The sequence below is a fragment of the Acinetobacter sp. Res13-Abat-PEC15-P4-01 genome, assembly GCF_015676285.1.
In the GTDB taxonomy this organism is placed as follows: Bacteria; Pseudomonadota; Gammaproteobacteria; order Pseudomonadales; family Moraxellaceae; genus Acinetobacter; species Acinetobacter nematophilus.
The window spans coordinates 25,359-50,105 of sequence record NZ_JADAIN010000017.1 but is presented as its reverse complement, the minus strand read 5'-3'; the positions used below and the strand labels follow the sequence as shown (position 1 = coordinate 50,105).

The window sequence follows — 24,747 nt, the reverse complement described above, 5'->3', positions numbered from 1 at the left end:
TAAAACATCTTTTAGTGAAAATGCAGCCAAGTTTGACTTGAAAAAGTCTTCGTTTTGCTGAATATTCAAGTTGTAGCACTTTTATAAATTCAAGCAGATTTGCAAATTTTTATGTTTCTTAACTTGAAATTGCCAATAAAGCCATTTACAACTTAAACAGTCATATAACAAGGATTAGATATGAAGTTATATTATTCACCAGGTGCATGTTCTTTAGCAGCTCATATTCTATTGAATGAAATTAATGTTGATTTTGATCTAGAACGTGTTGATTTAAAAACGCATAAGACAGAAAAGGGTGCTGATTATTACGAAATTAATCCAAAAGGTTATGTTCCAGCTTTAGAAATTAATCCAGGTTTGATTTTGACTGAGAATGTCGCGGTTCTTCCTTTTATTGCTCAACATGATCCAAAACAAGATTTGATCCCACCATCTGGTTTGGGGCGTGCCAAAGTATTGGAATGGCTAGGTTATCTAAATTCAGAACTACATGATGAATATGCAGTATTTTTTGATCCAGCAATCACCGAAGATGAAAAAGTACGTGGTTATGCAACATTAGATAAGATGTTGAAATATATCGATGATTACCTCGCTGAATCTGAATATGATTATTTGGTCAATGACCGTTTTGGTCCGGCAGATGCGTATTTATTTGTGCTGACCAACTGGTCGAACTCTATTCACCATGATTTAACGCCGTTTACCAATATTGTAGCTTTACGCAATAAAGTGGCTGAACGTCAATCTGTACAGATTGCAATGCGAGATGAAGGGTTGATTCCTTGACGCAAAAATCATTTAAAAAAGACACCTTCGGGTGTTTTTTTATGCTTGATTAATTCCTATCGATTTCGCTTAGATACTTCAATCATTTGTTTAAGGTTATTATTGACTTTTAGTCAATAATATTTTGCTTATTCATGCATTTTTTACACTAAAAATTATCACTATAGTGACGCCATAGGTTTAAAACATTGACGATACACAGGTGAGTAATGAGTAATATTCTGATTGTAAATGGCGCGAAACAGTTTGCACATTCAAATGGTGAGCTGAACGATACTTTAACCGCTTTGGCTGAACAGGTACTTTCAGATTTAGGACATACTGTGAAAGTGACTCGTACAGACGCAAGCTACGATGCTCAGGAAGAAGTAGAAAAATACCTTTGGGCAGATACAGTGATTTACCAAATGCCAGGTTGGTGGATGGGTGCGCCGTGGACAATGAAAAAATATATCGATGATGTATTCACAACAGGTCATGGGAGCTTATATGCCAATGATGGTCGTACACGTTCTGATGTGTCAAAAAAATATGGTTCAGGTGGATTGATTCACGACAAAAAATATATGTTGTCACTGACATGGAATGCACCTATAGATGCATTTGATGATCCAGAACAATTTTTCCATGGTGTGGGTGTAGATGGTGTTTATTTATCTTTCCATAAAGCCAATCAATTTTTAGGCATGCACAGTCTAGATACTTTTATTGTGAATGATGTGATTAAAGCACCCCAAGTTAGGCAATATGAGCAGCAATATCGTGATCATTTGCATCGACTTTTTGCTTAAGTTGTGCAAATCATTAGCTGATTCAAAATGCTGAGGAACATAAAATGTTGACAATTATTGCTGAAATTTATGCCCATCCGAATGGCTCACATAAAGAACAGATCATTCAAGCCTTTAAAAAAATTACACCAACCGTACTGCAAGAACAGGGCTGTCATGACTATCAGCTTTTGGTGGATGCCAATGTAGATGTGAACTACCAAACCCGGGATGCCGATTTGATTGTAATGCTTGAAAAATGGGAAAGCATTGCGCATCTGAATGCTCACCTAGATACTGAACATATGCAAAAATATCAGCTTGAAGTCAAAGACCATGTGGCTGAAATCAAAATTCGAATTTTAGCACATGGGTTGTAAAACCACTTTTCATTAAACAGTTGTTTCCTGCTTTGCGAGAAGCTAGCGGTGGACATACAGCCCAAAGTTAATTTGCTCAAGTTTGAGCAAATCAGCTTTCTTTAATTTTGACTGTGATAGTTGTGGAGAATGTTTAAGGTCGAGTTCAGGAGTACTTAAACTTTTTCTGAATCTTCTTGTTAAAAAATCAGTACTTTCACTACGACTATTGCCTGAGGGTAGATCAAAATAATGTAAATCGTAGCCAATCAGATTAAATACTTGGTTTTGATAACGGAATGTATATACATTATTAAAAACCTCCCATGATTCACAACGAAATCCAAAATTCAAAGAGATTTTAAGTAATCCATTCTGGATGATGGGGGAGTGGTCTACAATTAGAGGATCGATTAGGCATTTTTTTTCACTGTTGCTTTCACTTGGCAGTGAATCATTACTGGCAATTTGGCGGTAGGTTTGATCATCTTTAAATAGAACCAGTAATTTGCGCGCATTTAGGTTGAGTCTTGAATTTTCTGGTTTTTTATCATATGAGCCATCATTAACAATATTTTTTGGGTCAGTGTTTTCAAGAATCAACACCAGATCTGCCTGCTGATCGCTATTTAAGTCACCTTCAGCTTGGCTGAGTATTTTCCAGCCTTTGGGAATGAAAGCCTGAAGTTTGGTTTCAATGGCATCTGCCATAACCAAGTTTGAGCAGTTTATGAATGCAAAAAATAGATAGAATAATTTTTCACCATACATTATTTTGATCCCATGAAGTTTATAAGAGTTTTCTTTGATTATTCCTTTTTCTAAATATCAATCAGCATATAATCTCCTGATCCGAGTCTTCTTTCTAACAGAGAAGAAACTTTTATTTATTACCCCTATGGCGTGTTCAATATGATCATATTTGATTTATGGAAGAGATCCAATGAATGAAGTTTGATCATCAATCTAATATGGGCTTGATCAGGTTTAAAACTATTTTATTCATATTCTCCATAATGCTTGAAGTCAATTTGTTCCAGTGTGAGTGTATATTTTTGTTTTAACTTTGACCAAGATTCTTGCTGAGTGGTTTTTTGATTTTCAAACGCACTGCCACCTGAAGTTTTTTTGATTTTTCCTGTTAAAAAATTGATACTTTTCGCATTGATTTCACCAGATGCGCGATGGAAGTCAGTAGCATCGTAGCCTATCAACTTAAAAGATTGGTTTTGGTAACGGAAAGTAAAAAGATGATTGCTTACATACCAAGAACCACAACTGAGCCAATAATGTAAGTTGATTTGTACTAATCCATTTTTGATGCTGAGTGAATTGTCTTCGCCTAGAGGATCAGCAAGACAGGGCGATTCTTGGTCTCCTTCGCTAGGTAAAGTAGAATTACTCGCTACAAGGCGATAACCTTGAGGGGATTTAATTAAAATCAATAATTTTCGATTGTTTAAATTGAGCTGAGGACTGCCTAAACGATCATTTTTGACAATATTTTTTGGATCAGTATCCTCAATAATCAAGGCAAGATCTGGCTGCTGATCACCATTTAAGTCGCCTTGTGCTCTGCTAAGTACTTTCCAGTTTTGAGGAACAAAGGATTGATAGCTTGTTTGAGTATCAGCCCAAAGAAGAGCTGAACATGTTGCTAGCATGCAAAATAAAATTAGCGGTAATTTATTCTTCATTGTTTTTCTCCAATCCACTGAACACTAAAGTTGAGCATTAACGCTTCATTCTCCCAAGGAATATTTTCCAGAGTATAGCTTTTTGCTGACTTGACTGTTTTCCAAATCACTTCAGGCGGTGTGTCAACTTCAGCGAAAATATTTGCAGTCGTGCTTAGTTTGGCTTTGTGCGTCAGAAAGTTAATACTAATTTCGTCTTGTTTACCATTAATTTTATCTAGATAAAATGAGTCATAACCAATTAAATGGAAGTGGCTATTGTTTAATTTAAAACGGTATGTCGTGATTAAACCATAGGTATTACTACATGATGACATGCTACTGAATATTAATTCTAAACGTTGATGGTTTATCCTCAATGAGGAATCATTCAAAGCATCGTCGGTACACGGTTCACTTGCATGGTAGGTCCAGTTTGGAATGTGTTGACTGAATTTGAGTTGCGGTCGTTGATCTTTATCGAATAGAACCAAAAGCTTACGGTTGTGTTGATGTTTGTTTTTGGGTTGAATCAGCAGTGCAATGTCGGTTTTCCCGTCCTGATTCAAATCACCTTTGGCTTGGCTGAGTATTTCCCAATCGTGTGGTACAAATTTTTTTAAAGCATCCGATGGCTGATTTGCAAAACTCATGATGGGTGAACAGGCGATAAGAAAAAGACTGGTATTTATTATTTTAAACATGTTTTTTCTCAATTGATTTATTAAGGTCTGTTGACAGTTCCTCAATGTTTGCGACAACACAAAGCATTTATGAAATGTCAACAGACCCTAAGATATTTAAGCCTAACAGAATTTCGAAAAATACAGTTAGGTAATTTGAGTCTTTCAGTGAATCATCAAGAAGCGATTCGATGGCAGCTATTTAAAGAAATAACCTGTCTCAGGTGAACTTGCATTTGCCATGCGTTTACGTGGCATACGACCTGCTAGATAAGCTTCACGACCTGCTTCGACAGCTTTTTTCATTGCTGAAGCCATCAAAATGGGATTTTGTGCGGCAGCAATTGCCGTATTCATCAAAACACCATCACAACCCAATTCCATTGCAATTGCTGCATCACTTGCCGTACCGACACCGGCATCAACCAATACTGGAACCTTCGCATTTTCTTTGATGATGGAAATGGTATGTGGATTTAAAATTCCAAGACCGGAACCAATCAGACTACCCAAAGGCATAATCGCAACACAGCCCATGCTTTCAAGCTCTTGGGCCACAATAGGATCATCCGATGTGTAAACCATCACTTCAAAACCATCCTCAATCAATGTGCGCGCAGCTTCCAGTGTTGCAGTTACGTTAGGGTAAAGAGTTTTCTCATCACCTAAAACCTCTAGTTTAACCAAGTTATGCCCATCTAACAGTTCGCGAGCCAACATACAGGTACGTACAGCACTATTGGCATCAAAACAACCTGCAGTATTGGGAAGGATCGTATATTTTTCAGGCGGGATCACCGACAGCAAATTAGGTTGATCTGGATTCTGCCCAATATTTACACGTCGAATTGCAACGGTGACAATTTCGGCACCACTGGCTTGGATGGCTAAATCTGTTTCCTGCAAGTCTTTATATTTGCCGGTACCGACAAGAAGACGAGACTGGAAAGTGCGTGAGCCAATTATCAGTGGAGAGTTTTCAATAGGTAAATCTAGCATGGGAGAGCTCCAAATTAGCCGCCACCAACCGCATGAATGATTTCAATACGGTCTTTTTCAGCAATAGGGGTGAGTTCAAGTTTGCTTTTGGAAATAATCATTTCATTCATTTCAACTGCAAAGCGTTTACCTTCCAGCGAAAGTTCTTGAACCAGTTGTAGAAGATTTTGGCAAGAGGTTTCTTGGGGCTCACCATTTAAGAAAATTTGCATAGACATTCCATTCGATTGCGCAAATTGTGATTTAAAAAAATCAAAACAGATTTATTTCGCGTATTTTAAGGCATTCCAGGCAAGCACCAGCCAGCCAGCGATCATCAGTGCACCGCCAATCGGTGTAATTGCACCCAAGCCACGCGGTAAACCGAGTGCCATGATATATAATGAACCGCAAAAAAATAGAATGCCAATCTGGATCAGCAAAAAACTGGCTTTGATTGGAAGTTGAGGAATGACTTTACTGAGTACTGCCAATGCCAATAAACCCAGGGCATGATAGAAGAAATAATCCGTTGCAGTTTGCCACCAAGCCAATTGTGCTTCTGTTGCTCGGGCTTTTAAGCCATGTGCTCCAAATGCACCTAAGATTACTGCAAGTGCTAAATTCAGTGCTGAAATTGCAATCCACATAAGCCATTCATCTGCATCAATTTGCGCATAACCATAACATAAAATTTAACTCGGATTAAAGGCAAAATCTATGAAGATGTGAGATTCAATAAAACGCTAGGTAAAATAAAAGGGCAGATCGCCCTTTTATTCAAACCAATGTATATACAGATGGAAATTAGTTGGATGACATGGCAATCTTAATTTTATCCATGGCATTTTTTTCCAATTGGCGAATACGCTCGGCTGAAACATTATATTCTGCCGCTAACTCGTGTAATGTAGATTTATCATCATCTAACCAACGGCGTTGCAAGATATTTCTTGAGCGGTCGTCCAACTGTTCCATTGCATCATGCAAAGCGGAGGTGCTTTGTTCTTCGTAATCTTCTTCTTCAACTAAGCGCGCAGGATCGTAACGATTGTCTTCTAGATATAGGGCAGGGGCAACATGGGTTGAGCCCTCATCGTCATCATCACCTTGAGCTTCAAAAGCTGCATCGTAAGCAGTCAAGCGACCTTCCATTTCCAAGACTTGCTCTGGTGTAACGTTCAAGTCCTTGGCAATCGATTGTGCTTCTTCAAGGGTAAGTTTTTTGCTCGATTTTTTGAGACTACGCAAATTAAAAAATAATTTACGCTGTGCTTTTGTGGTTGCGATTTTTACAATTCGCCAGTTGCGGATCACATATTCATGAATCTCAGCCTTGATCCAGTGCACTGCAAAAGAGACTAAACGCACCCCCATATTAGGGTCAAAGCGTTTAACAGCCTTCATTAAACCGAGATTGCCTTCTTGAATTAAGTCACCCTGCGGTAAGCCATAACCTGCATAACTACGGGCGATATGAACTACGAAACGTAAGTGAGACATCACTAACATTTTTGCAGCATCTAAATCTTGATCATAGAAATAACGATCAGCCAACTCTTTTTCTTGCTCAGCTGTCAAGATGGGAATCTGATTTACGGTGCTGATATAAGCACCTAAGTTAACACCTGGTGCAGATAAGGACAGGGGCATCAACTGATTGCTGCTGTCACTCATGAGTTCTCCTTATAGGAATTTGGTCGTATTACTAATGCATTCATCTTAATTCGAATATTGTACATAAGTAAGAAAATTTGGGTATAGAAATGTAAACATATATGCAAATTTGCAAAAATAAATTTTAATTGAAAATAATTAAGATTCAATTAAGTAATGAAATTCATGCTCAGATACTTGAGTCAATTGGCAGTCAAGCTGATGCATTTCACAGTAACGGGAAATGTCGATCTTACTGTGTGGATCAGATGACTTTAACAAGAACATTTGCTGTGGCACAGCTTTTTTTAATTCACGTTTCAACATTAACAAAGGCATTGGGCAAGGTTTGCCCATACTGTCAATTTCGGTTGGATTTGTATCAATAGGTGTCTGACCTAAAGTTTTATTCATTTTATGGCAAAAATATAACACTGTTAAAGACGTAATATTTTAGCAAGTTTCTTAGAACTACCCAACACAATTTGCAATATTCTTGCGTTGATAAAATATAATATTCAAGGTGTATAAAAAATAAGCTTGATATCGAAAATAATTATCAAAAAAAATTCTATTAATTGTCATAAACCCATGTTAAGCTCGTTGCGTATTTAGGATTTATCAGAAACAATTGTTGTTTTGAACCCTATTACAAATGGATGTAACCGGGATTTTGTTAATAGTTTTACAGAATGATTACAAGCTTTGAAATTACAAAATATTTTAAAACTTTGTTTGCTCTGCTGTTTGCAACACCGGGTGGTCCCTTTTCTTAATAACTGAGGATTAACTTATGACAGCTCGTGAACAAGGCGTAGTTAAATGGTTCAACGACACTAAAGGCTTCGGCTTTATCCAACGCGCAGGCGGTGATGACGTTTTCGTTCATTTCCGTGCTATTCAAGGTGAAGGTCATCGTTCACTTCGTGACGGTCAGCGTGTTGAATTCAGCGTTGTACAAGGTCAAAAAGGTTTTCAAGCTGAAGAAGTTCAGCCTTTAGACTAATCTTAAATTTTTAAAAATTTAAGTGGCGCTCCAATTTCTTATAAATTGGGGCGTTTTTTGTTTATAATGGGCACAATTGAAAGTGTCTACAGTTAGAGCTCGTATTTATGTCATCAGGTTTCGAAACCCTTAATTTACATCCGCAACTTAAACAAGCGATTGATGCTTTAGGGTTTAAAGAAATGACCCCCATCCAACAGAAAGTATTGAAATATACTTTGGCAGGACATGATGCAATCGGGCGTGCTCAAACTGGTACGGGAAAAACCGCTGCATTTTTAGTCAGTATTATTAATGATTTACTTAACAATCCGATTCAGACGCAACGCTATCGCGGAGAGCCGCGCGCTTTGATTCTTGCTCCGACACGAGAGTTGGCGATTCAAATTGAAAATGACGCCAAGGATTTGGTGAAATATAGCAATTTAAATGTCGTCACGTTGGTGGGCGGTGTAGATTTTGACAAGCAGAGAAAGCAGTTGGATCAAGGCTTTGTTGATATTTTAGTCGCGACACCTGGTCGTTTAATTGATTTTACTGAACAGAAGGAAATTTGGTTAGATCAAATCGAGTTTTTGGTTATTGATGAAGCTGACCGTTTATTGGATATGGGCTTTATCCCTTCCGTAAAACGTATTGTACGTTTCTCTCCTCGTAAAGAACAGCGTCAAACTTTAATGTTTTCAGCTACTTTCAGTTATGATGTGCTTAATCTTGCACAGCAATGGCTTTTCGAACCTGTCACCGTAGAAATCGAACCAGAAAAGAAAACCAATGCGGATGTAGAACAACGCGTTTATGTCGTCGAAAAGAAAGACAAATATAAGTTATTGCGTGAAATTTTAACGGATGAACCGATTGAAAAAGTAATGATTTTTGCCAATCGTCGTGATCAGGTCCGTAAATTGTATGATCATTTAAAGGCGGATGGTTATAAAGTGGTCATGCTTTCTGGCGAGATTGCGCAAGATAAGCGTTTGAAAATGTTGGATCAATTTAAAAATGGTAAACATAATATTATGATCGCAACAGATGTTGCTGGTCGTGGTATTCATGTTGATGGTGTATCGCATGTGATCAATTTCACCCTCCCTGAACAGTCTGATGATTATGTACATCGTATTGGGCGTACAGGGCGTGCAGGAACTCAGGGGGTCAGTATCAGTTTCTTGTCAGAAGACGATGCCTTTAATTTACCGACGATTGAAAAGGCCATTGGGCAGAAATTACCTTTGACGCGCTTGGAAGGTTATTGTTGAGCGTTTAAATTCAATCGATACAGATCAAACTAAAAATCCCACTTAATGAACTGTCCCAATAATTTAGAAGTTTGATTAAGTGGGATTTTTAATTGAAATCATCAGATTAATTGGCTTTACAGCTAAACGTTAAAGTGGTTTGGTAGTCGGTATCTTTTTCGATTCCGTAGTTTTTACCCATGACAGAACCGATCACACCAGCTGCAGCAGTGATCATTTTGCCAGTCTGTTCATCGACCACACCATTTAAAGTACCATGATATTCAGTTTTTTCATTGATTAAGACGGGTGCGGCTTTTTTGCCACAAGTTTTGTTGGCAGCAACAATGGCATTGTTTTTTGCAGTAATTTGATCTTTACCTAAGCCTGTGACTTCATATTGATTGTCGGCTTTTTGAATGGCTAATGTTTGAGTTGGGTTGGATGCACATGCGCTTAGAAATAGTGCAGAACTGGCTAGGAGCGAAAGCGCTGTTAATTTATTCATAATGACTCCAAATTATCGTTGAGGAAATAAAAGAATTTTTTAATTAGCCATGATTTGAACATAGAATATGTGCTAAATATTGAAAAACATGTATAATTTTTGCAGTTTTTATTGGTCTTATTGATAAAAGCGGCTATTGGTTGAACATGATAATTTTCAGAAATAAAATCCAGCTTGAGCGTTTTCTTTGAAAATTTGACATAGCTGTTGAGTAAATTTTTGCCGAGATAGCCTAATGATTTTAGAGTATGCTAATCTTACAAACAGTCCATTTAAATAGATTACAGCTAGGTCAATGTCAGATTTAAATTTCAAAGCAGTACATGACAATATCCACAAACGTCAATCCATTGGTCAATTGATTGAGCCTGCGCCATCACATCAGCAACTGAATATTGCATTTCAGGCAGCACTTGCCGCACCAGACCATCATCGTTTAAAACCAACACAATTTATTGTGGTTGAAGGTCAACAACGTGAGGCGTTTGGAGAATTGTTGGCTCAATCTATTGCGGATTTAGGGGAAACTGACCCAGCTCAAATTGAAAGGGTCAAACATCACCCGTTTCGCGCACCGATTTTGGTTTTGGCTGTGACTAAATTTCAAGATCATCCCAAAGTTCCATTCTTTGAGCAAACATTAAGCAGTGGTGCAGCGATTCAAAATTTTTTGTTGTCTTTACAGGCTCAAGGTTTTGCAACGATGTGGCGTAGTGGGGCAGTGGTTGAATCCAAACACTTAAAGTCCGCATTGGGTTTGGCAGATCGTGATTTAATTTCAGGTATTGTTTACGTGGGGACAGCAGCAAAAGAAATTGCGCCGCGTCCCGAAAATGACACGCAAGCATATGTTCATTTTTGGCAGGATTAATCACAAAATAACGAGAGCTCAAGTCTGAAAACTCGTTAAACGCTCACATGTAATATTCAGGATAAGTTTTTAGGATAATAATAATGTCGGATTTACGATTTAAAGATTTAATTGAACCCGTAGTATTGGATCAAAAGACAGCATTGCGTGTGACGGTATTGGGGGGCGGCAGTTTTGGTACCGCAATGGCGAACACGGCAGTACGCAATGGTTGTGATACCATGATCTGGATTCGTGACGAAGCCATCGCGAATGAAATCAATACTACACATATCAATAAGCGCTATCTTCCCGACTTTCAATTAGAAGCAGGTCTTCGTGCTGAGTCGAATTTGGAAAAAGCCGTGCGTGACCGTGACATTATTCTGGTTGCCATTCCCAGTCATTCTTTTCGAGATGTGTTGCGTCAGATCAAGCCATTCATTAGTGCACAAGCTGTAGTGTCTTTGACCAAAGGAATTGAAGCCAAAAGTTTTAGTTTTATGAGTGATATTATTCGTGAAGAACTGCCTGAAGTGCCTTATGGTGTACTTTCGGGTCCAAACTTGGCCAAAGAGATTGTGGCTGGACAACCTGCAGGTACAGTCATCGCAAGTGACAGTGAACTGGTTCGTTATGCAGTACAACAGGCTTTGCATAGCGCATTGTTTCGGGTTTTTGGCAGTGATGATGTGCATGGTGTCGAGCTGGGTGGTGCATTGAAAAATATTTATGCAGTGGCCATGGGGATGGCAGTAGCGTACAAAGTGGGTGAAAATACACGAAGTATGATTCTTACACGTGCATTGGCTGAAATGAGTCGATTTGCTGTTAAACTGGGTGCTAATCCATTGACGTTTCTTGGTTTGTCTGGGGTTGGGGATTTATTTGCAACCTGCAATAGTCCATTGAGTCGGAATTATCAAGTTGGTTTTGCCTTAGGGTCCGGAAAAACACTTGAACAAGCGACAAAGGAATTGGGACAAACAGCAGAAGGGATCAATACCATTGTACAGGTCAATGCACGCGCTAAAGAGCTGGATGTCTATATGCCGATAACCACAGCGCTCTATGAAGTCATTTTCGAAGGGGCGCCACCCCTTAATATCGCTGTTTCATTGATGAAAAATGGACATCGAAGTGATGTGGAATTTGTGTTGCCTCATAATGAGGTTTAATTCCTTATAATTTGGGATTTAGAGATAGATCTGTAACAAAGCCTCGTTATAATCAGTGCAGTATTCAAAAGGAAATCTTATGCAACTGACTTTGGTGCGTCATGGTGAAGCAGCCCCAGCAATCAATGGTGTGGACAGTAAACGTCCTTTAACAGAACGTGGACATTTACAAGCGGAACAAACAGCACAATTTTTGAAAGAAACAGTACGCCCAGATGTGTTTGTTGTGAGTACATTATTGAGGGCGCAGGAAACATTGTCCCATATACAGGCTTATTTTCCAGAGATATCGGTATTGGTCTGTGACAAAATTAAGCCTGAAGATGATGCAAAATTAGCAATTGAATGGTTGTCACAATTACCATTTGAACGTATTGTGGTGGTATGTCATATGAATGTGGTTGGGCATATTGCAGAACAACTGACACATGAGCATTTTAATCCCTTTGCCTTGGCAGAAGCTCGGGTCTATGAGCAAACAGTCATCGCAAATGGTCTATCGACTCAAAATAAAGCCTTTATTCCAACTGTATAAAAGCATTGTTAAAAGAACACACGGCAGAAAACGATAAATGTTGTACTTATGGATGCCTGAAGCCAATGGGGTTTGGCAATCGTCTCGAGGAAGTGATTGGACCACATCTTCGAGCCTAGAACAATTAATACAAGATATTAAACTTTACCAGGGCGAAGAAGCGGTTGTTTTCTTTCCAAGTCGTGAAGTGCAGATTCTTCAGCAAAAATTTAGCAAGACTCAATATAAACAGTTGGGTGCAGATGGTGTTAAGTATTTGCTGGAAGAGTACGTCATTTTACCGATTGACCAAATGAAAGTCTTTTCGCACTTTCAGCAACCAGAGCAAGTTTCAGTATTGGGGGTGAATCAACACACGATTACCACGATGCAACATTCATTGTCTTTGGTTCCTTTAAAGATCGTCGCTTTATTGCCGGACTTTTTAATGTTGCCCATTCCTGAAAGTGGGCAGGTGGTTTTAGCCAATATCAATGGACAATTGCTGGTGCGTGAGAGTGAGTTTCTCGGCAATTCGATCGATGATCTTGGTTTGTATCTGGATTTTGCGGATCGAGAAAAAACTTTTTTATATAGTTCCCTGACCGACGCACAAGCGACCAGTTTATTTGCTGTAGCAACAACTGAACAGCGTGAGCCATTTAATTATCAGTTTACGGAAATCAAAAAGGCGAAGCAGCATCCATTTAATGTCCTGCCTAAAGCCAAACAGGCAAATGAGGGAATATCTCGTTATTGGCAAGCTTGTGCAGTTTTAGTGGCGGCTTTGGTTGTTGCACAACTGAGTTACGATACATTACGCTGGTTTAAGCTGAAAAAAGTTGCTGATCAAACGGCATTGATTGCAGTAGATCAATATAAAAAATGGTTTCCCAATGAACAGCGGATCACAGAAGAATCTGTACAACGTCAGTTTAAAAACAAACTGGAACTCAGTCAGGGTGCGAATACACAGGCATTGCAATTGCTCAGTCGTGTTGGACCAATTTTGATGCAACATCAGATTATAGCCAATCGGGTTAATTATGAAACTTCCGTTTTAAACATGGATTTGGTTGCAAAGAGTTCGGAAGCATTGCAGACTTTGGTAAAGCAATTAAACCAACAGGGTTTCAAGGCGGAACTGGGTAATATACAGACACAGGGTGCAACTGTGGTCGGTTTAGTGAAAATACAATGATGAAAACGATGGAAAACTTTCAAAACCGCTTAGACACTTGGTCTGAAAAGATGACTGACAACTTGGAAAAAATGTCAGCACGCGAACGCATCATGGTTGTTTTTACAACGATTTTTGTGATTGTTGCCGCGGTTGGTGCGGCCTTGTGGTATACCCATAAAGCTGCAGAAAAACAGCAGTTGCGTTTAAATGAAATGAAAGATCTTGTGGTGTGGATGCAAAGTAATGTTGTCACCATGAAGCCAGCGGATGATTTGGCATTAACTACGGCAGATAAAATTCAACGTGTTGCACAGCAGCAAGGGCTTTCTGTTGCCTCTCAGCAGGTTGGTGAGCAGTTTCAAATTGTTGCGCAACATCAAAATTACGCTGTTCTGGCAAACTTTCTGACTCAAATTGCGCAGATGGGCGTCAGCTTGGAAAAGATGGAACTGGTGAAAGATGGCACGCAGATTAAATTAACAGCGACGGTGCAATAAGTACTGAAAATAAACACAGTTCAAGCATAGCCTTTTCGGCATACTGTGCCTATAATGTGGCAACTTAAAAAGCAGTAGACTTTTATAGCTATGTTGTATTCACTTGCTCGCCCTTTGTTGTTTTCTTTAGCACCAGAGCGTGCACATGAACTCACATTATCCATGCTTAAAGCTGCCCATAAAATGGGTGCGATGCGTCAAACCGTTGCGTCAAAACCAGTCACTTGTATGGGGATTGAGTTTCCTAATCCAGTTGGGTTGGCTGCAGGTTTGGATAAAAATGGTGCATATATCGATGCCTTGGCAGCTTTGGGATTTGGTTTTATTGAAATTGGAACCATTACACCAAAACCACAGGAAGGCAACCCGCATCCACGTCTTTTCCGTATTCCTCAAGCCAAAGCCATCATTAACCGTATGGGATTCAATAATGATGGGGTAGACAAATTGGTTGAGAATGTCAAAGCAGCAAAATTTAAAGGCATTCTGGGAATCAATATTGGAAAAAATGCCTCTACACCTGTTGAAGACGCTGTGTCCGATTATTTGATTTGTCTGGAAAAAGTTTATCACTACGCGTCTTACATTACGGTGAATATTTCTTCACCGAATACCAAAAATTTGCGCTCTTTGCAAAGTGGGCATGCACTGACTGAACTGTTAGAAACACTCAAAAAACGTCAGTTGGCATTGGCTGAAGAATTGCAGCACTATGTTCCGCTTGTTTTGAAAGTTGCACCAGATTTAGATGCAGCAGATATTGAATTTATTGCTTCACAATTGTTGCAGTTTAAAATTGATGGGCTTATTGTAACCAATACAACTTTATCTCGTGAAGGGGTGGAAGGTTTGCCGTATGGCGATGAAGCGGGTGGCTTGTCCGGTGCGCCTGTATTTGAAAAGAGTACAGCGTGTTTGGCTGCATTTTCTAAACTATTACAGGGTAAAATTCCTTTAATTGGTGTTGGTGGAATTTTATCGGGTGAACAAGCGGTTGCAAAACAACAAGCAGGTGCCAGCTTAGTTCAAATTTATAGTGGTATGATCTATACAGGTCCTGCACTGATCAAAGACTGTGTTAATGCTATGACCTAAACGATGAATACCCTAGACATTATCCTACTGATTATATTGCTCATTGGAGGGCTAAACGGTTTGCGACAAGGATTCGTGAAAGCCTTTGCGAACTTGATAGGATGGATTTTTGCACTGATTGTCGGTGCAAAATATGCCAATATCATCGCGCCCTCTATGTCTGCACTGAGTCAGGATCCTGTAGTGCAGAAAATTGCTGCGTTTGCATTTATTGTCTTGGTGATTATTGTTTTAACATGGATTGCAACAGCAATACTCAATCAGGTTTTAAAGACCTTAAAACTTGGACCGTTAAATCGTTTAGCCGGTGGTGCTCTGGGGACCTTGAAAGGTTTGTTTATCGTCCTCATAACTATGCAGGGATTAGGTCCTTGGGTTGACAGTTCACCGACTTGGAAACAGTCTAAAGTTATTCAGACGCTACTGCCGTTTGCCCCTCTGGCATCAGAAATTTCTAAAGATGCAGCAAACGAAGCATTAAATCATATACAGTCACAAGCGCATTCCGATGATGCTGTGAGAAATACTGATCGATCATCAAGAGCTGAAGATGATGATCAATCAGCACATTCGACAAAGAATCCGTTTTATTAGTCCTAGCTGGTCTGCGAGGTAGTTATGTGTGGAGTCGTTGGTATAGCAGGTAAAGCACCTGTAAACCAAATGTTATTTGATGCGTTGACGATGTTACAACATCGTGGACAGGATGCAGCTGGGATTGTGACTTGTCATAATGGGCGTCTTTTCTTGAGAAAAGATAATGGTATGGTGCGTGATGTCTTCCATACCCGCCACATGCGTGCATTGCTCGGTAACTATGGTATTGGTCATGTGCGTTATCCGACTGCGGGATCTTCAAGCAGTGCTGAAGCACAGCCTTTTTATGTAAACTCACCTTATGGGATTACCTTGGCACACAACGGTAACCTGACCAATGCTGCTGATATTCATGATGATCTGTTTAAAACTGACTTACGTCATATGAATACAGATTCTGACTCTGAAGTATTGTTGAATGTGTTTGCACATGAATTACAAAAATGTGCATCATTAACTCCATCACCTGAAGATATTTTTCATACAGTCAAACGTGTACATGAGCGTTGCAAAGGTGCTTATGGTGTTGTAGCAATGATCACAGGGCATGGCTTGGTGGGTTTTCGTGATCCAAATGGTATTCGCCCGTTAATCTATGGCTCACGTTTGACAGAAAGCGGTGAGAAGGAATATATCATTGCCTCAGAGTCAGTTGCGATTACAGCACTCGGCTTTAAAGTAGAACGTGATATCCAGCCAGGTGAAGCAGTATTTATCAATTCAAAAGGTGAGTTTTTTTCACAACAATGTGCGAGCCAATCACGTTATCGTCCATGTATTTTTGAATATGTGTATTTCGCTCGTCCAGATGCCACAATTGATGGTATTTCGGTTTATAAAGCACGTTTGAAAATGGGTGAAACTCTGGCGAAGAAAATTCTTCGTGAATGGGGAGATGATCATGATGTTGATGTGGTTATTCCAATTCCGGATACAAGTCGTACATCCGCTCTGGAGTTGGCAAATATTCTCGGTGTAAAATTCCGTGAAGGGTTTATGAAAAACCGCTATATCGGTCGTACTTTCATCATGCCAGGTCAACAGCAGCGTAAAAAATCGGTACGTCAAAAATTAAACCCCGTTGAACTTGAGTTTAAAGACAAGAATGTATTGTTGGTGGATGACTCAATCGTACGCGGTACGACTTGTAATGAAATCATTCAAATGGCGCGTGATGCAGGTGCAAAAAAAGTCTATTTTGCTTCTGCTGCACCGATGGTGAAATATCCAAATGTGTACGGTATCGATATGCCAGCTAAAGCAGAGTTGATCGCATCACACCGTAGTGTTGAAGAAATTCAAGATATTATTGGTGCTGATCGTTTGATTTTCCAAGATTTGGATGATTTAAAAGCAGCCGTACGAACCAGTAAAGTACCTGAAATTCAAGAATTTGATTGCTCAGTCTTTGATGGTATTTATGTGACGGGTGATATTAACGAACAGTATCTAAATGATCTTGAGCAAAGTCGCAGTGATACAGCGAAAAAGCAAAAAGATGGTTATATTGATGTCAACATTGATGCATCTTCAGTTGATTTATGCGGTATAAAAGAAGAGATGTAAGTCAGCATTGATTTTGATTGAGAAAAAGCGGGAAGTTCCCGCTTTTTTCATTTATAGTATTTTGCAATGTAATGAGGAATTTTACATTGAAAGATGTCAGCCATTATTTGATTAAAAACAAGAATATGTTGTGGTCTGCGAGTATTTGCTTACTTGCAGTCGTACTGACTATTTTTATTCTCAATACCGTTTTAGGGCTATTGGTCCATTACGTCAATCGTGAACAGCAAATTTGGTGGCATGTTTTAAGTCCTTACTGTGTTGGATTGATCATCATCATTATTGGTTGGTCCATTGCCTATGAATTTTACGTTTTTCGTACGGGTGGGCATTCATTAGCCAAACAGTTGAAGGCACGTCGTTTAAGTCAGGTTGAAAGTACCCCGGAAGAAAGCGTAGCACTTCATCTGGCAGATAAATTTGCAGAAACTTTTGAGATTGATGCACCTACTTTATATGTTTTACCAGACGAAGTGGGCGTAAATGCCTTAACTGCAGGTTTCCACCCAAGAGATACAGTGATTATTTTAACCTGGGGAGCCTTGCAGAATCTTGATGAATTAGAGCTTTACGGATTATTAGGGCATGAGTTTAATCAAATTCTTTCTGGTGAAGCACGTGAAAATACCCGGCTCAAGATTCTGTATAGCGGACTGATTACTTTTAGTCAGCTGGGAAGTAAAATTGCCAAACAGGGTTTTAATCGATACAACGCCAAAGGTAACCAACATAAATTTGAAACCAGTTTTGTTGCTGTCGGTGGTGTGATTTGGCTATTGGGGAGTATGGGGATTTTAATCAATCGTTTGATTAAATATTTCACCTTGGGCGGACGTACTTTTTATAATGACTATAAAACCAAGAAATTATTACTGAATAATGCCAATGTACAAACTTTGCTACGGATTTACGTGCATCATGCGGGTTCACAGATTCATAGTGAATTTTCAGAAGCGATAGCACATATGTGTTTTGCTAATTCGTTGAGTCCACAAAGTTGGTTGAATATCCATCCGAACATTGAAGATCGGATTTATGAGTTGAACCCCACGTTATTGCAAGATTTACAATTAGAAAATTTAAAGAAATTGCGCAGTCAGCCGTTGTTTAGTTTGTTGCGTCCATTAGAAGAGTCTTCTGGTGAAGTGTATAATCCGTGGGTCTCGCCACAGCCATTACCGCTGTTACGTTTATCGCCGATTAGCTTCGCCTTAAATGATGCAATTAAACCCTTGAACCCAGAAGTACGTCGTCAAATTGAGCGTTCAGATTTAATTCAGCGTGCAATGCAGACAGCAACGGGTTCTCGTGAAGTGATGGTTGCGATTTTAATGATCCGTCAGTACCGTGAATTTATTCCATCCGATGCAGCAGTCAGTCGAGCAATCATTGATTCATTGTTAAGTTTGGATGGTCGTGTCCATATTCAAATCTTTCATGATGCCTGTGAGAATCTTGGCAACATGCCTGCAACGAGTGCCCGCCAGTTTGTAACCAAACTGGCTAAAATTATTCAAGAAGATGGTGAGATCGGCTTATTGGATGCACTGTTAATAGAGCGAGTAAAAGCTGAACTACATTTACTGCCAATGCATACACCATCATCACTTGAGACAGTGAAGCCTCAGATTGTACGATTAATCGATGCTTTATTGCATGTTCAGCAAATCAATAGTGCCAATCAGCTGGATGTGCGTTATGAGATTTTGGAACGTGTTTTATCTAAAGATGAGCTGGAACTATTTGAAGAAATATCTGATGAGCCAATCGATTTAGGCGAAATCTTAAATGATATTGCAGGCTTATTGCTACGTGATCGTTTAAGTATTCTCGGGGTGGCTGAAATTTGTTTATGGAATGATCGGATTATTACTCAAGATGAACTGGATGTACTGCAATTGCTCTATTGGCGGCTTGGTTTTAAATCAGATGATATTGTCGATCAAATGCAGAAGAAAAACAGTGTAATGATTATTTAATCACAGCAATAAGTTCATTTTGAACGAGAAATAGTCTCTAACACCATGCAAAGACATGGTGTTAGAACGGAACTTTAATTAACTTGCCATTGCATCTACAGAAAGCTCAGCAACAGTAGGTTTTGCTTTTTCAGCCTTTAAACCTAATTTATTAAATAACTGTTTATCTTTACCTTCGCCAGCATTCGGTGTGGTTAATAGTTTTTCACCACTGAATAATGAATTTGCGCCTGCCATAAATGCAAGGGCTTGATCTGAATCACTCAGTGATTCACGACCTGCGGAAAGGCGAATATAGCTATGTGGCATAATAATACGTGCGACAGCAATGGTGCGAATCCACTCAGTGACATCAAGCTTTTCTACGTCTGCAAGCGGTGTACCTTCAATCGGGACCAACATATTGATCGGCACGGATTCAGGGTGTACAGGTAATGTGGCTAATTCATGTAATAAACCAATGCGGTCATTGCGGTTTTCACCTAAACCAACAATACCGCCGCTACACACTTTCATTCCAGCATTGCGCACGTGATCTAATGTATTTAAACGATCATCAAAAGTACGGGTGCTGATAATGTGCGAATAATATTCACGAGAGGTATCCAGGTTGTGATTATAGTAATCCAAACCTGCCTCATGTAGACGCTCTGCCTGAGATTGGTTTAGCATACCTAGCGTCATGCAGGTTTCTAAGCCAAGCGCTTTCACTTCACGCACCATTTCTAAGACATATGGCATATCACGTTCATGTGGATTACGCCAAGCCGCACCCATACAGAAACGAGAAGAGCCTGATTCAAGTGCTTCTTTGGCTTCACTGATGACTTTCTCAACGGCAATACGCTTTTCAGCTTCAAGTTTTGAGTCATAACGTGCAGACTGCGAACAATATTTGCAATCTTCAGGGCACTTGCCTGTTTTAATTGAAAGTAGTGTACTGACTTGAATGCTATTTGCTTCAAAATGCTCACGATGAATTTGTTGCGCCTGAAAGACTAAGTCTAAAAAAGGCTGATCGTATAAAGCTTGAATTTCTTCACGAGCCCAGTCATTACGTACTGTCATTAGTTTAATCCATGATCATCATTATCTATCCCTGTATATAATACATAATTCATGCCAATCCCATAGGGCAAAAGTGTCCAAATATGATGGTATCTTACGATTGAAAATTTGAATCATATAGAAAACTGAAATTATAAATATAGTTGCAAAGTTATTCGAATTTTCCGAAATTTGCTTACTAAATTCTATTTTTGGATTTTTATAATTTCCGAGTTATAGTCATTAAAAATTAAAAAAAGTAACAACTTTGCAGAGAACTGGACATTAAAAGGCAGTAGATTTACAGAAATAAAATAAGTCTAAGTCGTCGGTTTTTTGTTCGCTTGCTCTGTAATCGCCCAGTCAATATGGACTTGCACAACTTCATCATGCAATGGTCTATGTTGGGTCAAAGCTTGAATGATGGTGTTCGAATAGGGTGCATTGCCTAAGCCTATGGCAATATTGCGCATAAAACTTTGATAACCTGTACGGCGGATTGGACTGCCTTCGGTACAGGCTAGAAATGTTTGTTCATCCCATTGCCATAAATCTAATAAACTCATATGGTCTAAACCATGTCTTGGATTAAAATCTGCGATAGATGCAGTTTTAGCAAAACTATTCCAAGGGCAAATCAGTTGACAATCATCGCAGCCAAATACACGGTTTCCTATACCACGTCTCAAGTCTTCTGGGATGATTCCTTTATATTCAATGGTTAAATATGCGATGCATTTGCGTGCATCAACCATATATGGTTCAACAATAGCCTGAGTTGGGCAAATATCGATACAGGCTGTGCAAGAACCACAGTGTGAGGTTGCAGGCTCATCAAATGGCAAATCCAGCGAAGTAAAAAGTTCACCTAAAACAAAAAAAGAACCTGATTTCTTATGAATCAACAAGGTATGTTTACCAGTCCATCCCATTCCTGCACTTTCTGCCAGTGATTTTTCAAAAACAGGCGCAGAATCGGCAAATGGACGTGATTCGAATTCACCGACTTTGCCTTTGATGATCGTGGCCAATGTTTTTAAACGACCGCGCATAATTTTATGATAATCACGCCCACGTGCATAACGGGCAACAATTGCTAAATTCGGCTCATCCGGAACGTAGCGGGGTTTGGGTGTTTCGACCAAATAGTTCATTCGTACACAGATGATACTTTTTGTACCTGGAACCAACAGTGTAGGATCAGCTCGTTTTTCAAGATTTTCCTCTAAAAACTTCATGTCACCATGATAACCACGCTTTAAATATTCTTTAAATCTTGCTAATTCGGCTTGAGCATCGGGTCGTGCAATGACACAATCAGCAAAGCCCAATTGCAAAGCCTGTTGTTTGATCCAAGCTTTTAATTCACGAAGATCAAGCTGTTGCAAAGGAATCGATGATGTAGAAGATGTTGCTGACATAGTGATCAATGTGCTGGAAAGAGTGAAAAGAAAAGGATAAATACATGCAAGCCCAAGTTTATCATAGCCATGAAATTCAAGCATGGGAACGTCGATGGTTTAGTCAGCAAAATAGTGCTTTTGGTTTAATGCAACAGGCAGCATGGTCGATTGCTCAGCATTTGCTGCAACTCTTTCAAAATAAATATCCCGAAGTTAAAACTATCGCAGTATGGTGTGGTCGTGGTAATAATGCAGGTGATGGCTACTGTATTGCCAGTTATTTAAAGCAAAGTGGCTATGCTGTAGAAATATTTGCTACTGAGACTGGTGTATCGGCTGACTTAAAACAGGCGATACAACTGGCTGAACAGAATCAATTAAAAATCCATTCACATTTTGATCTTGAAGTGACTTTTGACTGTCATATCGACGCTTTGTTTGGAATTGGTTTAAATCGTGATTTAGATCAAACATGGCAAACCATCATTCAAACTTTCAATGCGCATACAGGGATTAAAATTGCTGTTGATCTACCGAGTGGTTTAAATGCCAATACAGGTCAGCCGCTACCCATTGCAGTCAAAGCAGACTATACATTTACTGTTTTGGGGCTTAAAGCAGGATTGTTTACAGGGCAGGGCAAAGAATATTCCGGACAAATAAAAACAATTGCTCTGATTCCAACCGACCCGGAATTGAGGGCAGTCGCATACTTAGCACCTCAACAAATTCAATTGCCACCACGTCAAGCATTTGGACACAAGGGCAGCTATGGACATGTACTGATTGTGGGTGGACATGCCGATATGGGAGGTGCGGTAATCCTTGCCGCAGAGTCTGCATTTTGTGCGGGTGCTGGAAAAGTGAGTATTGTCTGTCATGAAAAGCATCATACAGCTATTTTGGCACGTTCGCCCAATATCATGGTTAAAGATATCAATGCAATCTCAGAGCATGAGATTCAATCTCTACTCAATCATGTGGATGCAGTGAGCTACGGTATGGGTTTAGGTCGAGATGTCTGGGCTGAACAGCAATTTTCAAAATGGTTTAAGCCAATCTGTACAAGTACACATTTACAGGTGGTTTTGGATGCGGATGCTTTATGGTTTTTGGCAACCCAAAACATTCAACTGAGTTCAAATATTTACCTTACACCACATCCAGGAGAAGCCGCAAAACTACTCAACTGTTCCGTTGCCGGGATTGAGTCTGATCGTATAGATGCCATTCAAAGGCTAAAAAACAAATACTCAGGCAATTGGGTGCTGAAAGGTGCAGGCAGCTTAATTCTTGAAGATAAGTTGTGGATTTGTACTGCGGGTAATCCTGGTATGGGCACTGGCGGAATGGGAGATGTTTTAGCAGGAATGATTGCCAGTTTAAAAGCTCAATTTGCCGAAAATGTGCAATTACATGATATTGTAACTTTACATGCGCAAGCCGGTGATTATCTTGCACAACAAGGTATCCGTGGTCTACAGGCACAACATATGGCACGAGCTGTATATCATGTCATTAACAGTAGTCGGAGCTAAAAAGATGGTGGATGCGGTTAAACTTTTGATACATGGTAAAGTGCAAGGCGTTGGCTATCGACGTTGGTTTGAGAAAGAAGCACTCAAGTTGGAGCTTAAAGGTTATGTAAAAAATCTAGAGTCAGGTGAGGTTGAGGCAGTTGTCGCGGGAGATGAACATGCGATTCTCAGTTTAATTCGCCATTGTTACGTCGGACCTTTAAGAGCTGAAGTCACCCGTATTGAACAGTATGCAGTTAACCTTGATTTAGACTTTACTGGGTTTAAAATGATTCGCTAACTCGTCCATTTAACATGGATATATATAGATGATTTAAAATGACAATCAGCAAACTTTTATTCAGTTGTTTTCTCATTTGTAGTATTCACACTGGTATTTTCGCGCAGCCAAATGGAAGGGGCGCTGGGGATCATCATGTTAAAATTGTTCTAAAAGATTTAGACTTTAAAACGTTCATCCGTACTTTTTATCCTAAGCAGCTTCAAACCATCAAGATTGATCAATTGGATCAGCAAAATATTCCGTATATCGGCATTAAACATGCAGAATATACCAATGCTTTAAATAGCGATGATGCAGTGCTTGTCTTTAGCCCTGCCCATACCTATCGAAATGCGCAAAATGAATTACGTTATCTGTTCACAACCACTGAAGTTTCAGTGGATAAAAATAACCATATGCTCAATTTTTGTGGAGCATGCGCGACTTTTACACGAATCTACATCTTTAAGAAAAATGCTTCTGCACAATTTGAACTGCTCAGCCAAAGTGAGGATGAAAACAGCTGGATGAATGCTGATTTTAACTATTTGCCTTATCCAACCTTGGAAATTATAAAAAATATTCGCAAAGTAGGACCACAAATCAAAGCGTTTGTAGAAGAACAAGTGTTAAGCCGTCAAGGTTACTCTAGCACGACATTATATATCGTTCCTTTTGATGAAAAACCGCATATTAAAAAGTTGATTGTCGCAGAAATTGGCAATGACAATGAAGTCTCAGGCAGTGAGCAAATTTTCAATCGTCAAGGGAATTATCATTTTCTAACAAGCATACATGATGGTTTATATGATATTGAAATTACTTATACAGGTACCCAACGAATTTATGTAGGAGATCGTGCTAAGATTATTCCTGTAAATGAAACCCATGTTTATCATTATAATGAGCAACAGCAAAAATATATTCGAGTGAAATAAAATGTTAGAGAAGTATTTAATCGTTGGGATTGTTTTTGCAGCCTGTATCGTATTGATTATTTACACACAGCTAGATAGTAGCAAAAAACAAGACAAACATCTGAGCTTTAAAGAGAAATTACAGAAAGAATTTCCAAATTACAAAATACTGGAGCGTAATCAAAATTTTATTATTTCTCGGGAGAGTGCAAATCCACGCATTCCAGAAGAGTTGGTCTTGATTCGAATTGACCCTGAACAGAAGAAAAACCTGAGAAACTCTGGAAAAATGCTAATTGCAACCTATGCTAAGCAACCCAGTATCCGTGAGGTGCGCAAGGATGCATTGCCCTATTTAAATCAATAGTGCTGGTTGGACATGATGCTATTGGCTACAGCCTATTGCTTATCCCGTTATACACACTTTACAAGCCATATGGATGCTTTTTGCTGAT

General features: G+C 39.3%; 29 protein-coding genes. 18 read left to right on the top strand and 11 right to left on the bottom strand.

Annotated elements, in window-relative coordinates; genetic code table 11:
• Positions 1–180 precede the first annotated feature (180 nt).
• The 3 genes from gstA (at position 181) to IMO47_RS06195 (ending at position 1,942) form a co-directional block, all read left to right on the top strand.
• Positions 181–792: a glutathione transferase GstA gene (gene gstA / locus IMO47_RS06205; protein ID WP_196075638.1), complete on the top strand. Its 612-nt coding sequence runs from the start codon at positions 181–183 to the stop codon at positions 790–792.
• Positions 793–1,001: 209 nt separating this feature from the next.
• A complete protein-coding gene (locus tag IMO47_RS06200) occupies positions 1,002–1,583 on the top strand; it encodes an NAD(P)H-dependent oxidoreductase (RefSeq protein ID WP_196075637.1) in 582 nt (193 codons plus the stop codon).
• A gap of 44 nt (positions 1,584–1,627) precedes the next feature.
• Positions 1,628–1,942: a putative quinol monooxygenase gene (locus IMO47_RS06195; protein ID WP_196075636.1), complete on the top strand. Its 315-nt coding sequence runs from the start codon at positions 1,628–1,630 to the stop codon at positions 1,940–1,942.
• A 42-nt stretch (positions 1,943–1,984) separates the two neighbouring features.
• Here IMO47_RS06195 and IMO47_RS06190 read toward each other — a convergent pair whose 3' ends face one another.
• The 8 genes from IMO47_RS06190 to IMO47_RS06155 form a co-directional block, all read right to left on the bottom strand.
• Complete coding sequence (locus IMO47_RS06190) at positions 1,985–2,632, bottom strand: hypothetical protein (RefSeq protein WP_242052612.1); 648 nt, start codon at positions 2,630–2,632, stop codon at positions 1,985–1,987.
• A 287-nt stretch (positions 2,633–2,919) separates the two neighbouring features.
• Positions 2,920–3,618, bottom strand: coding sequence for a hypothetical protein (locus IMO47_RS06185; RefSeq protein ID WP_196075634.1), 699 nt, complete (start codon positions 3,616–3,618; stop codon positions 2,920–2,922).
• Complete coding sequence (locus tag IMO47_RS06180) at positions 3,615–4,301, bottom strand: hypothetical protein (protein WP_196075633.1); 687 nt, start codon at positions 4,299–4,301, stop codon at positions 3,615–3,617. The genes IMO47_RS06185 and IMO47_RS06180 overlap by 4 nt, the downstream gene beginning before the upstream one ends.
• A 177-nt stretch (positions 4,302–4,478) precedes the next feature.
• Positions 4,479–5,264 (bottom strand): thiazole synthase, encoded by a 786-nt coding sequence (locus IMO47_RS06175; protein ID WP_196075651.1) that lies wholly within the window; start codon positions 5,262–5,264, stop codon positions 4,479–4,481.
• Between the two features lie 29 nt (positions 5,265–5,293).
• Entirely contained in the window at positions 5,294–5,491 is a 198-nt protein-coding gene (thiS, locus tag IMO47_RS06170; RefSeq protein WP_004824354.1) for a sulfur carrier protein ThiS, read from the bottom strand.
• A gap of 51 nt (positions 5,492–5,542) precedes the next feature.
• Entirely contained in the window at positions 5,543–5,908 is a 366-nt protein-coding gene (locus IMO47_RS06165; RefSeq protein ID WP_196075632.1) for a DUF423 domain-containing protein, read from the bottom strand.
• 157 nt (positions 5,909–6,065) lie between these two features.
• Entirely contained in the window at positions 6,066–6,935 is an 870-nt protein-coding gene (gene rpoH, locus IMO47_RS06160; protein ID WP_004824351.1) for an RNA polymerase sigma factor RpoH, read from the bottom strand.
• A gap of 138 nt (positions 6,936–7,073) precedes the next feature.
• The gene (locus IMO47_RS06155) at positions 7,074–7,328 is read right to left on the bottom strand and encodes a sulfurtransferase TusA family protein (protein ID WP_196075631.1); all 255 of its coding nucleotides are present in this window, start codon (positions 7,326–7,328) and stop codon (positions 7,074–7,076) included.
• A gap of 379 nt (positions 7,329–7,707) precedes the next feature.
• Between IMO47_RS06155 and IMO47_RS06150 the strand changes: the two genes are divergently transcribed.
• Both IMO47_RS06150 and rhlB read left to right on the top strand, forming a co-directional pair.
• Positions 7,708–7,920 carry a cold-shock protein gene (locus IMO47_RS06150; RefSeq protein ID WP_004824348.1) on the top strand — a complete coding sequence of 71 codons (213 nt, stop codon included), beginning with the start codon at positions 7,708–7,710 and terminating at the stop codon, positions 7,918–7,920.
• Between the two features lie 107 nt (positions 7,921–8,027).
• Positions 8,028–9,179 carry an ATP-dependent RNA helicase RhlB gene (gene rhlB / locus IMO47_RS06145; protein ID WP_196075630.1) on the top strand — a complete coding sequence of 384 codons (1,152 nt, stop codon included), beginning with the start codon at positions 8,028–8,030 and terminating at the stop codon, positions 9,177–9,179.
• A gap of 106 nt (positions 9,180–9,285) precedes the next feature.
• On the opposite strand, the gene IMO47_RS06140 is transcribed toward rhlB, so the two are convergent.
• Positions 9,286–9,666 carry a hypothetical protein gene (locus tag IMO47_RS06140; protein WP_196075629.1) on the bottom strand — a complete coding sequence of 127 codons (381 nt, stop codon included), beginning with the start codon at positions 9,664–9,666 and terminating at the stop codon, positions 9,286–9,288.
• A gap of 295 nt (positions 9,667–9,961) precedes the next feature.
• Here IMO47_RS06140 and IMO47_RS06135 point away from each other — a divergent pair, with 295 nt between their 5' ends.
• The 9 genes from IMO47_RS06135 (at position 9,962) to IMO47_RS06095 (ending at position 19,125) form a co-directional block, all read left to right on the top strand.
• Positions 9,962–10,537, top strand: coding sequence for a nitroreductase (locus tag IMO47_RS06135; protein ID WP_196075628.1), 576 nt, complete (start codon positions 9,962–9,964; stop codon positions 10,535–10,537).
• 83 nt (positions 10,538–10,620) lie between these two features.
• The gene (locus IMO47_RS06130; protein ID WP_196075627.1) at positions 10,621–11,694 is read left to right on the top strand and encodes an NAD(P)H-dependent glycerol-3-phosphate dehydrogenase; all 1,074 of its coding nucleotides are present in this window, start codon (positions 10,621–10,623) and stop codon (positions 11,692–11,694) included.
• 79 nt (positions 11,695–11,773) lie between these two features.
• Positions 11,774–12,229 carry a phosphohistidine phosphatase SixA gene (gene sixA / locus IMO47_RS06125; protein WP_196075626.1) on the top strand — a complete coding sequence of 152 codons (456 nt, stop codon included), beginning with the start codon at positions 11,774–11,776 and terminating at the stop codon, positions 12,227–12,229.
• 37 nt (positions 12,230–12,266) lie between these two features.
• Entirely contained in the window at positions 12,267–13,409 is a 1,143-nt protein-coding gene (gspL, locus tag IMO47_RS06120; protein ID WP_196075625.1) for a type II secretion system protein GspL, read from the top strand.
• Positions 13,409–13,888, top strand: coding sequence for a type II secretion system protein GspM (gene gspM / locus IMO47_RS06115; RefSeq protein WP_196075650.1), 480 nt, complete (start codon positions 13,409–13,411; stop codon positions 13,886–13,888). The genes gspL and gspM overlap by 1 nt, the downstream gene beginning before the upstream one ends.
• A 90-nt stretch (positions 13,889–13,978) precedes the next feature.
• On the top strand, positions 13,979–14,983 hold the full coding sequence (locus IMO47_RS06110) for a quinone-dependent dihydroorotate dehydrogenase (protein ID WP_196075624.1): 1,005 nt from the start codon (positions 13,979–13,981) through the stop codon (positions 14,981–14,983).
• 3 nt (positions 14,984–14,986) lie between these two features.
• Positions 14,987–15,577: a CvpA family protein gene (locus tag IMO47_RS06105; RefSeq protein WP_196075623.1), complete on the top strand. Its 591-nt coding sequence runs from the start codon at positions 14,987–14,989 to the stop codon at positions 15,575–15,577.
• A gap of 24 nt (positions 15,578–15,601) precedes the next feature.
• On the top strand, positions 15,602–17,146 hold the full coding sequence (gene purF, locus IMO47_RS06100) for an amidophosphoribosyltransferase (RefSeq protein ID WP_196075622.1): 1,545 nt from the start codon (positions 15,602–15,604) through the stop codon (positions 17,144–17,146).
• An 86-nt stretch (positions 17,147–17,232) separates the two neighbouring features.
• Positions 17,233–19,125 (top strand): M48 family metalloprotease, encoded by a 1,893-nt coding sequence (locus IMO47_RS06095; protein ID WP_196075621.1) that lies wholly within the window; start codon positions 17,233–17,235, stop codon positions 19,123–19,125.
• A gap of 78 nt (positions 19,126–19,203) precedes the next feature.
• On the opposite strand, the gene bioB is transcribed toward IMO47_RS06095, so the two are convergent.
• Together bioB and queG are read right to left on the bottom strand one after the other, a co-directional pair.
• On the bottom strand, positions 19,204–20,193 hold the full coding sequence (bioB, locus tag IMO47_RS06090; RefSeq protein WP_196075620.1) for a biotin synthase BioB: 990 nt from the start codon (positions 20,191–20,193) through the stop codon (positions 19,204–19,206).
• Between the two features lie 299 nt (positions 20,194–20,492).
• Positions 20,493–21,593, bottom strand: coding sequence for a tRNA epoxyqueuosine(34) reductase QueG (queG, locus tag IMO47_RS06085; RefSeq protein ID WP_198426919.1), 1,101 nt, complete (start codon positions 21,591–21,593; stop codon positions 20,493–20,495).
• Between the two features lie 44 nt (positions 21,594–21,637).
• On the opposite strand from queG, the gene IMO47_RS06080 reads away from it, so the two are divergent.
• The 4 genes from IMO47_RS06080 to IMO47_RS06065 are packed head-to-tail and all read left to right on the top strand — an operon-like array spanning position 21,638 to position 24,659.
• Positions 21,638–23,113, top strand: coding sequence for an NAD(P)H-hydrate dehydratase (locus tag IMO47_RS06080; RefSeq protein WP_196075619.1), 1,476 nt, complete (start codon positions 21,638–21,640; stop codon positions 23,111–23,113).
• 7 nt (positions 23,114–23,120) lie between these two features.
• The gene (locus tag IMO47_RS06075; RefSeq protein ID WP_196075648.1) at positions 23,121–23,393 is read left to right on the top strand and encodes an acylphosphatase; all 273 of its coding nucleotides are present in this window, start codon (positions 23,121–23,123) and stop codon (positions 23,391–23,393) included.
• 38 nt (positions 23,394–23,431) lie between these two features.
• Positions 23,432–24,313 carry a hypothetical protein gene (locus IMO47_RS06070; RefSeq protein ID WP_227552179.1) on the top strand — a complete coding sequence of 294 codons (882 nt, stop codon included), beginning with the start codon at positions 23,432–23,434 and terminating at the stop codon, positions 24,311–24,313.
• 1 nt (position 24,314) lies between these two features.
• Positions 24,315–24,659, top strand: coding sequence for a hypothetical protein (locus IMO47_RS06065; protein WP_196075618.1), 345 nt, complete (start codon positions 24,315–24,317; stop codon positions 24,657–24,659).
• Positions 24,660–24,747 lie beyond the last annotated feature (88 nt).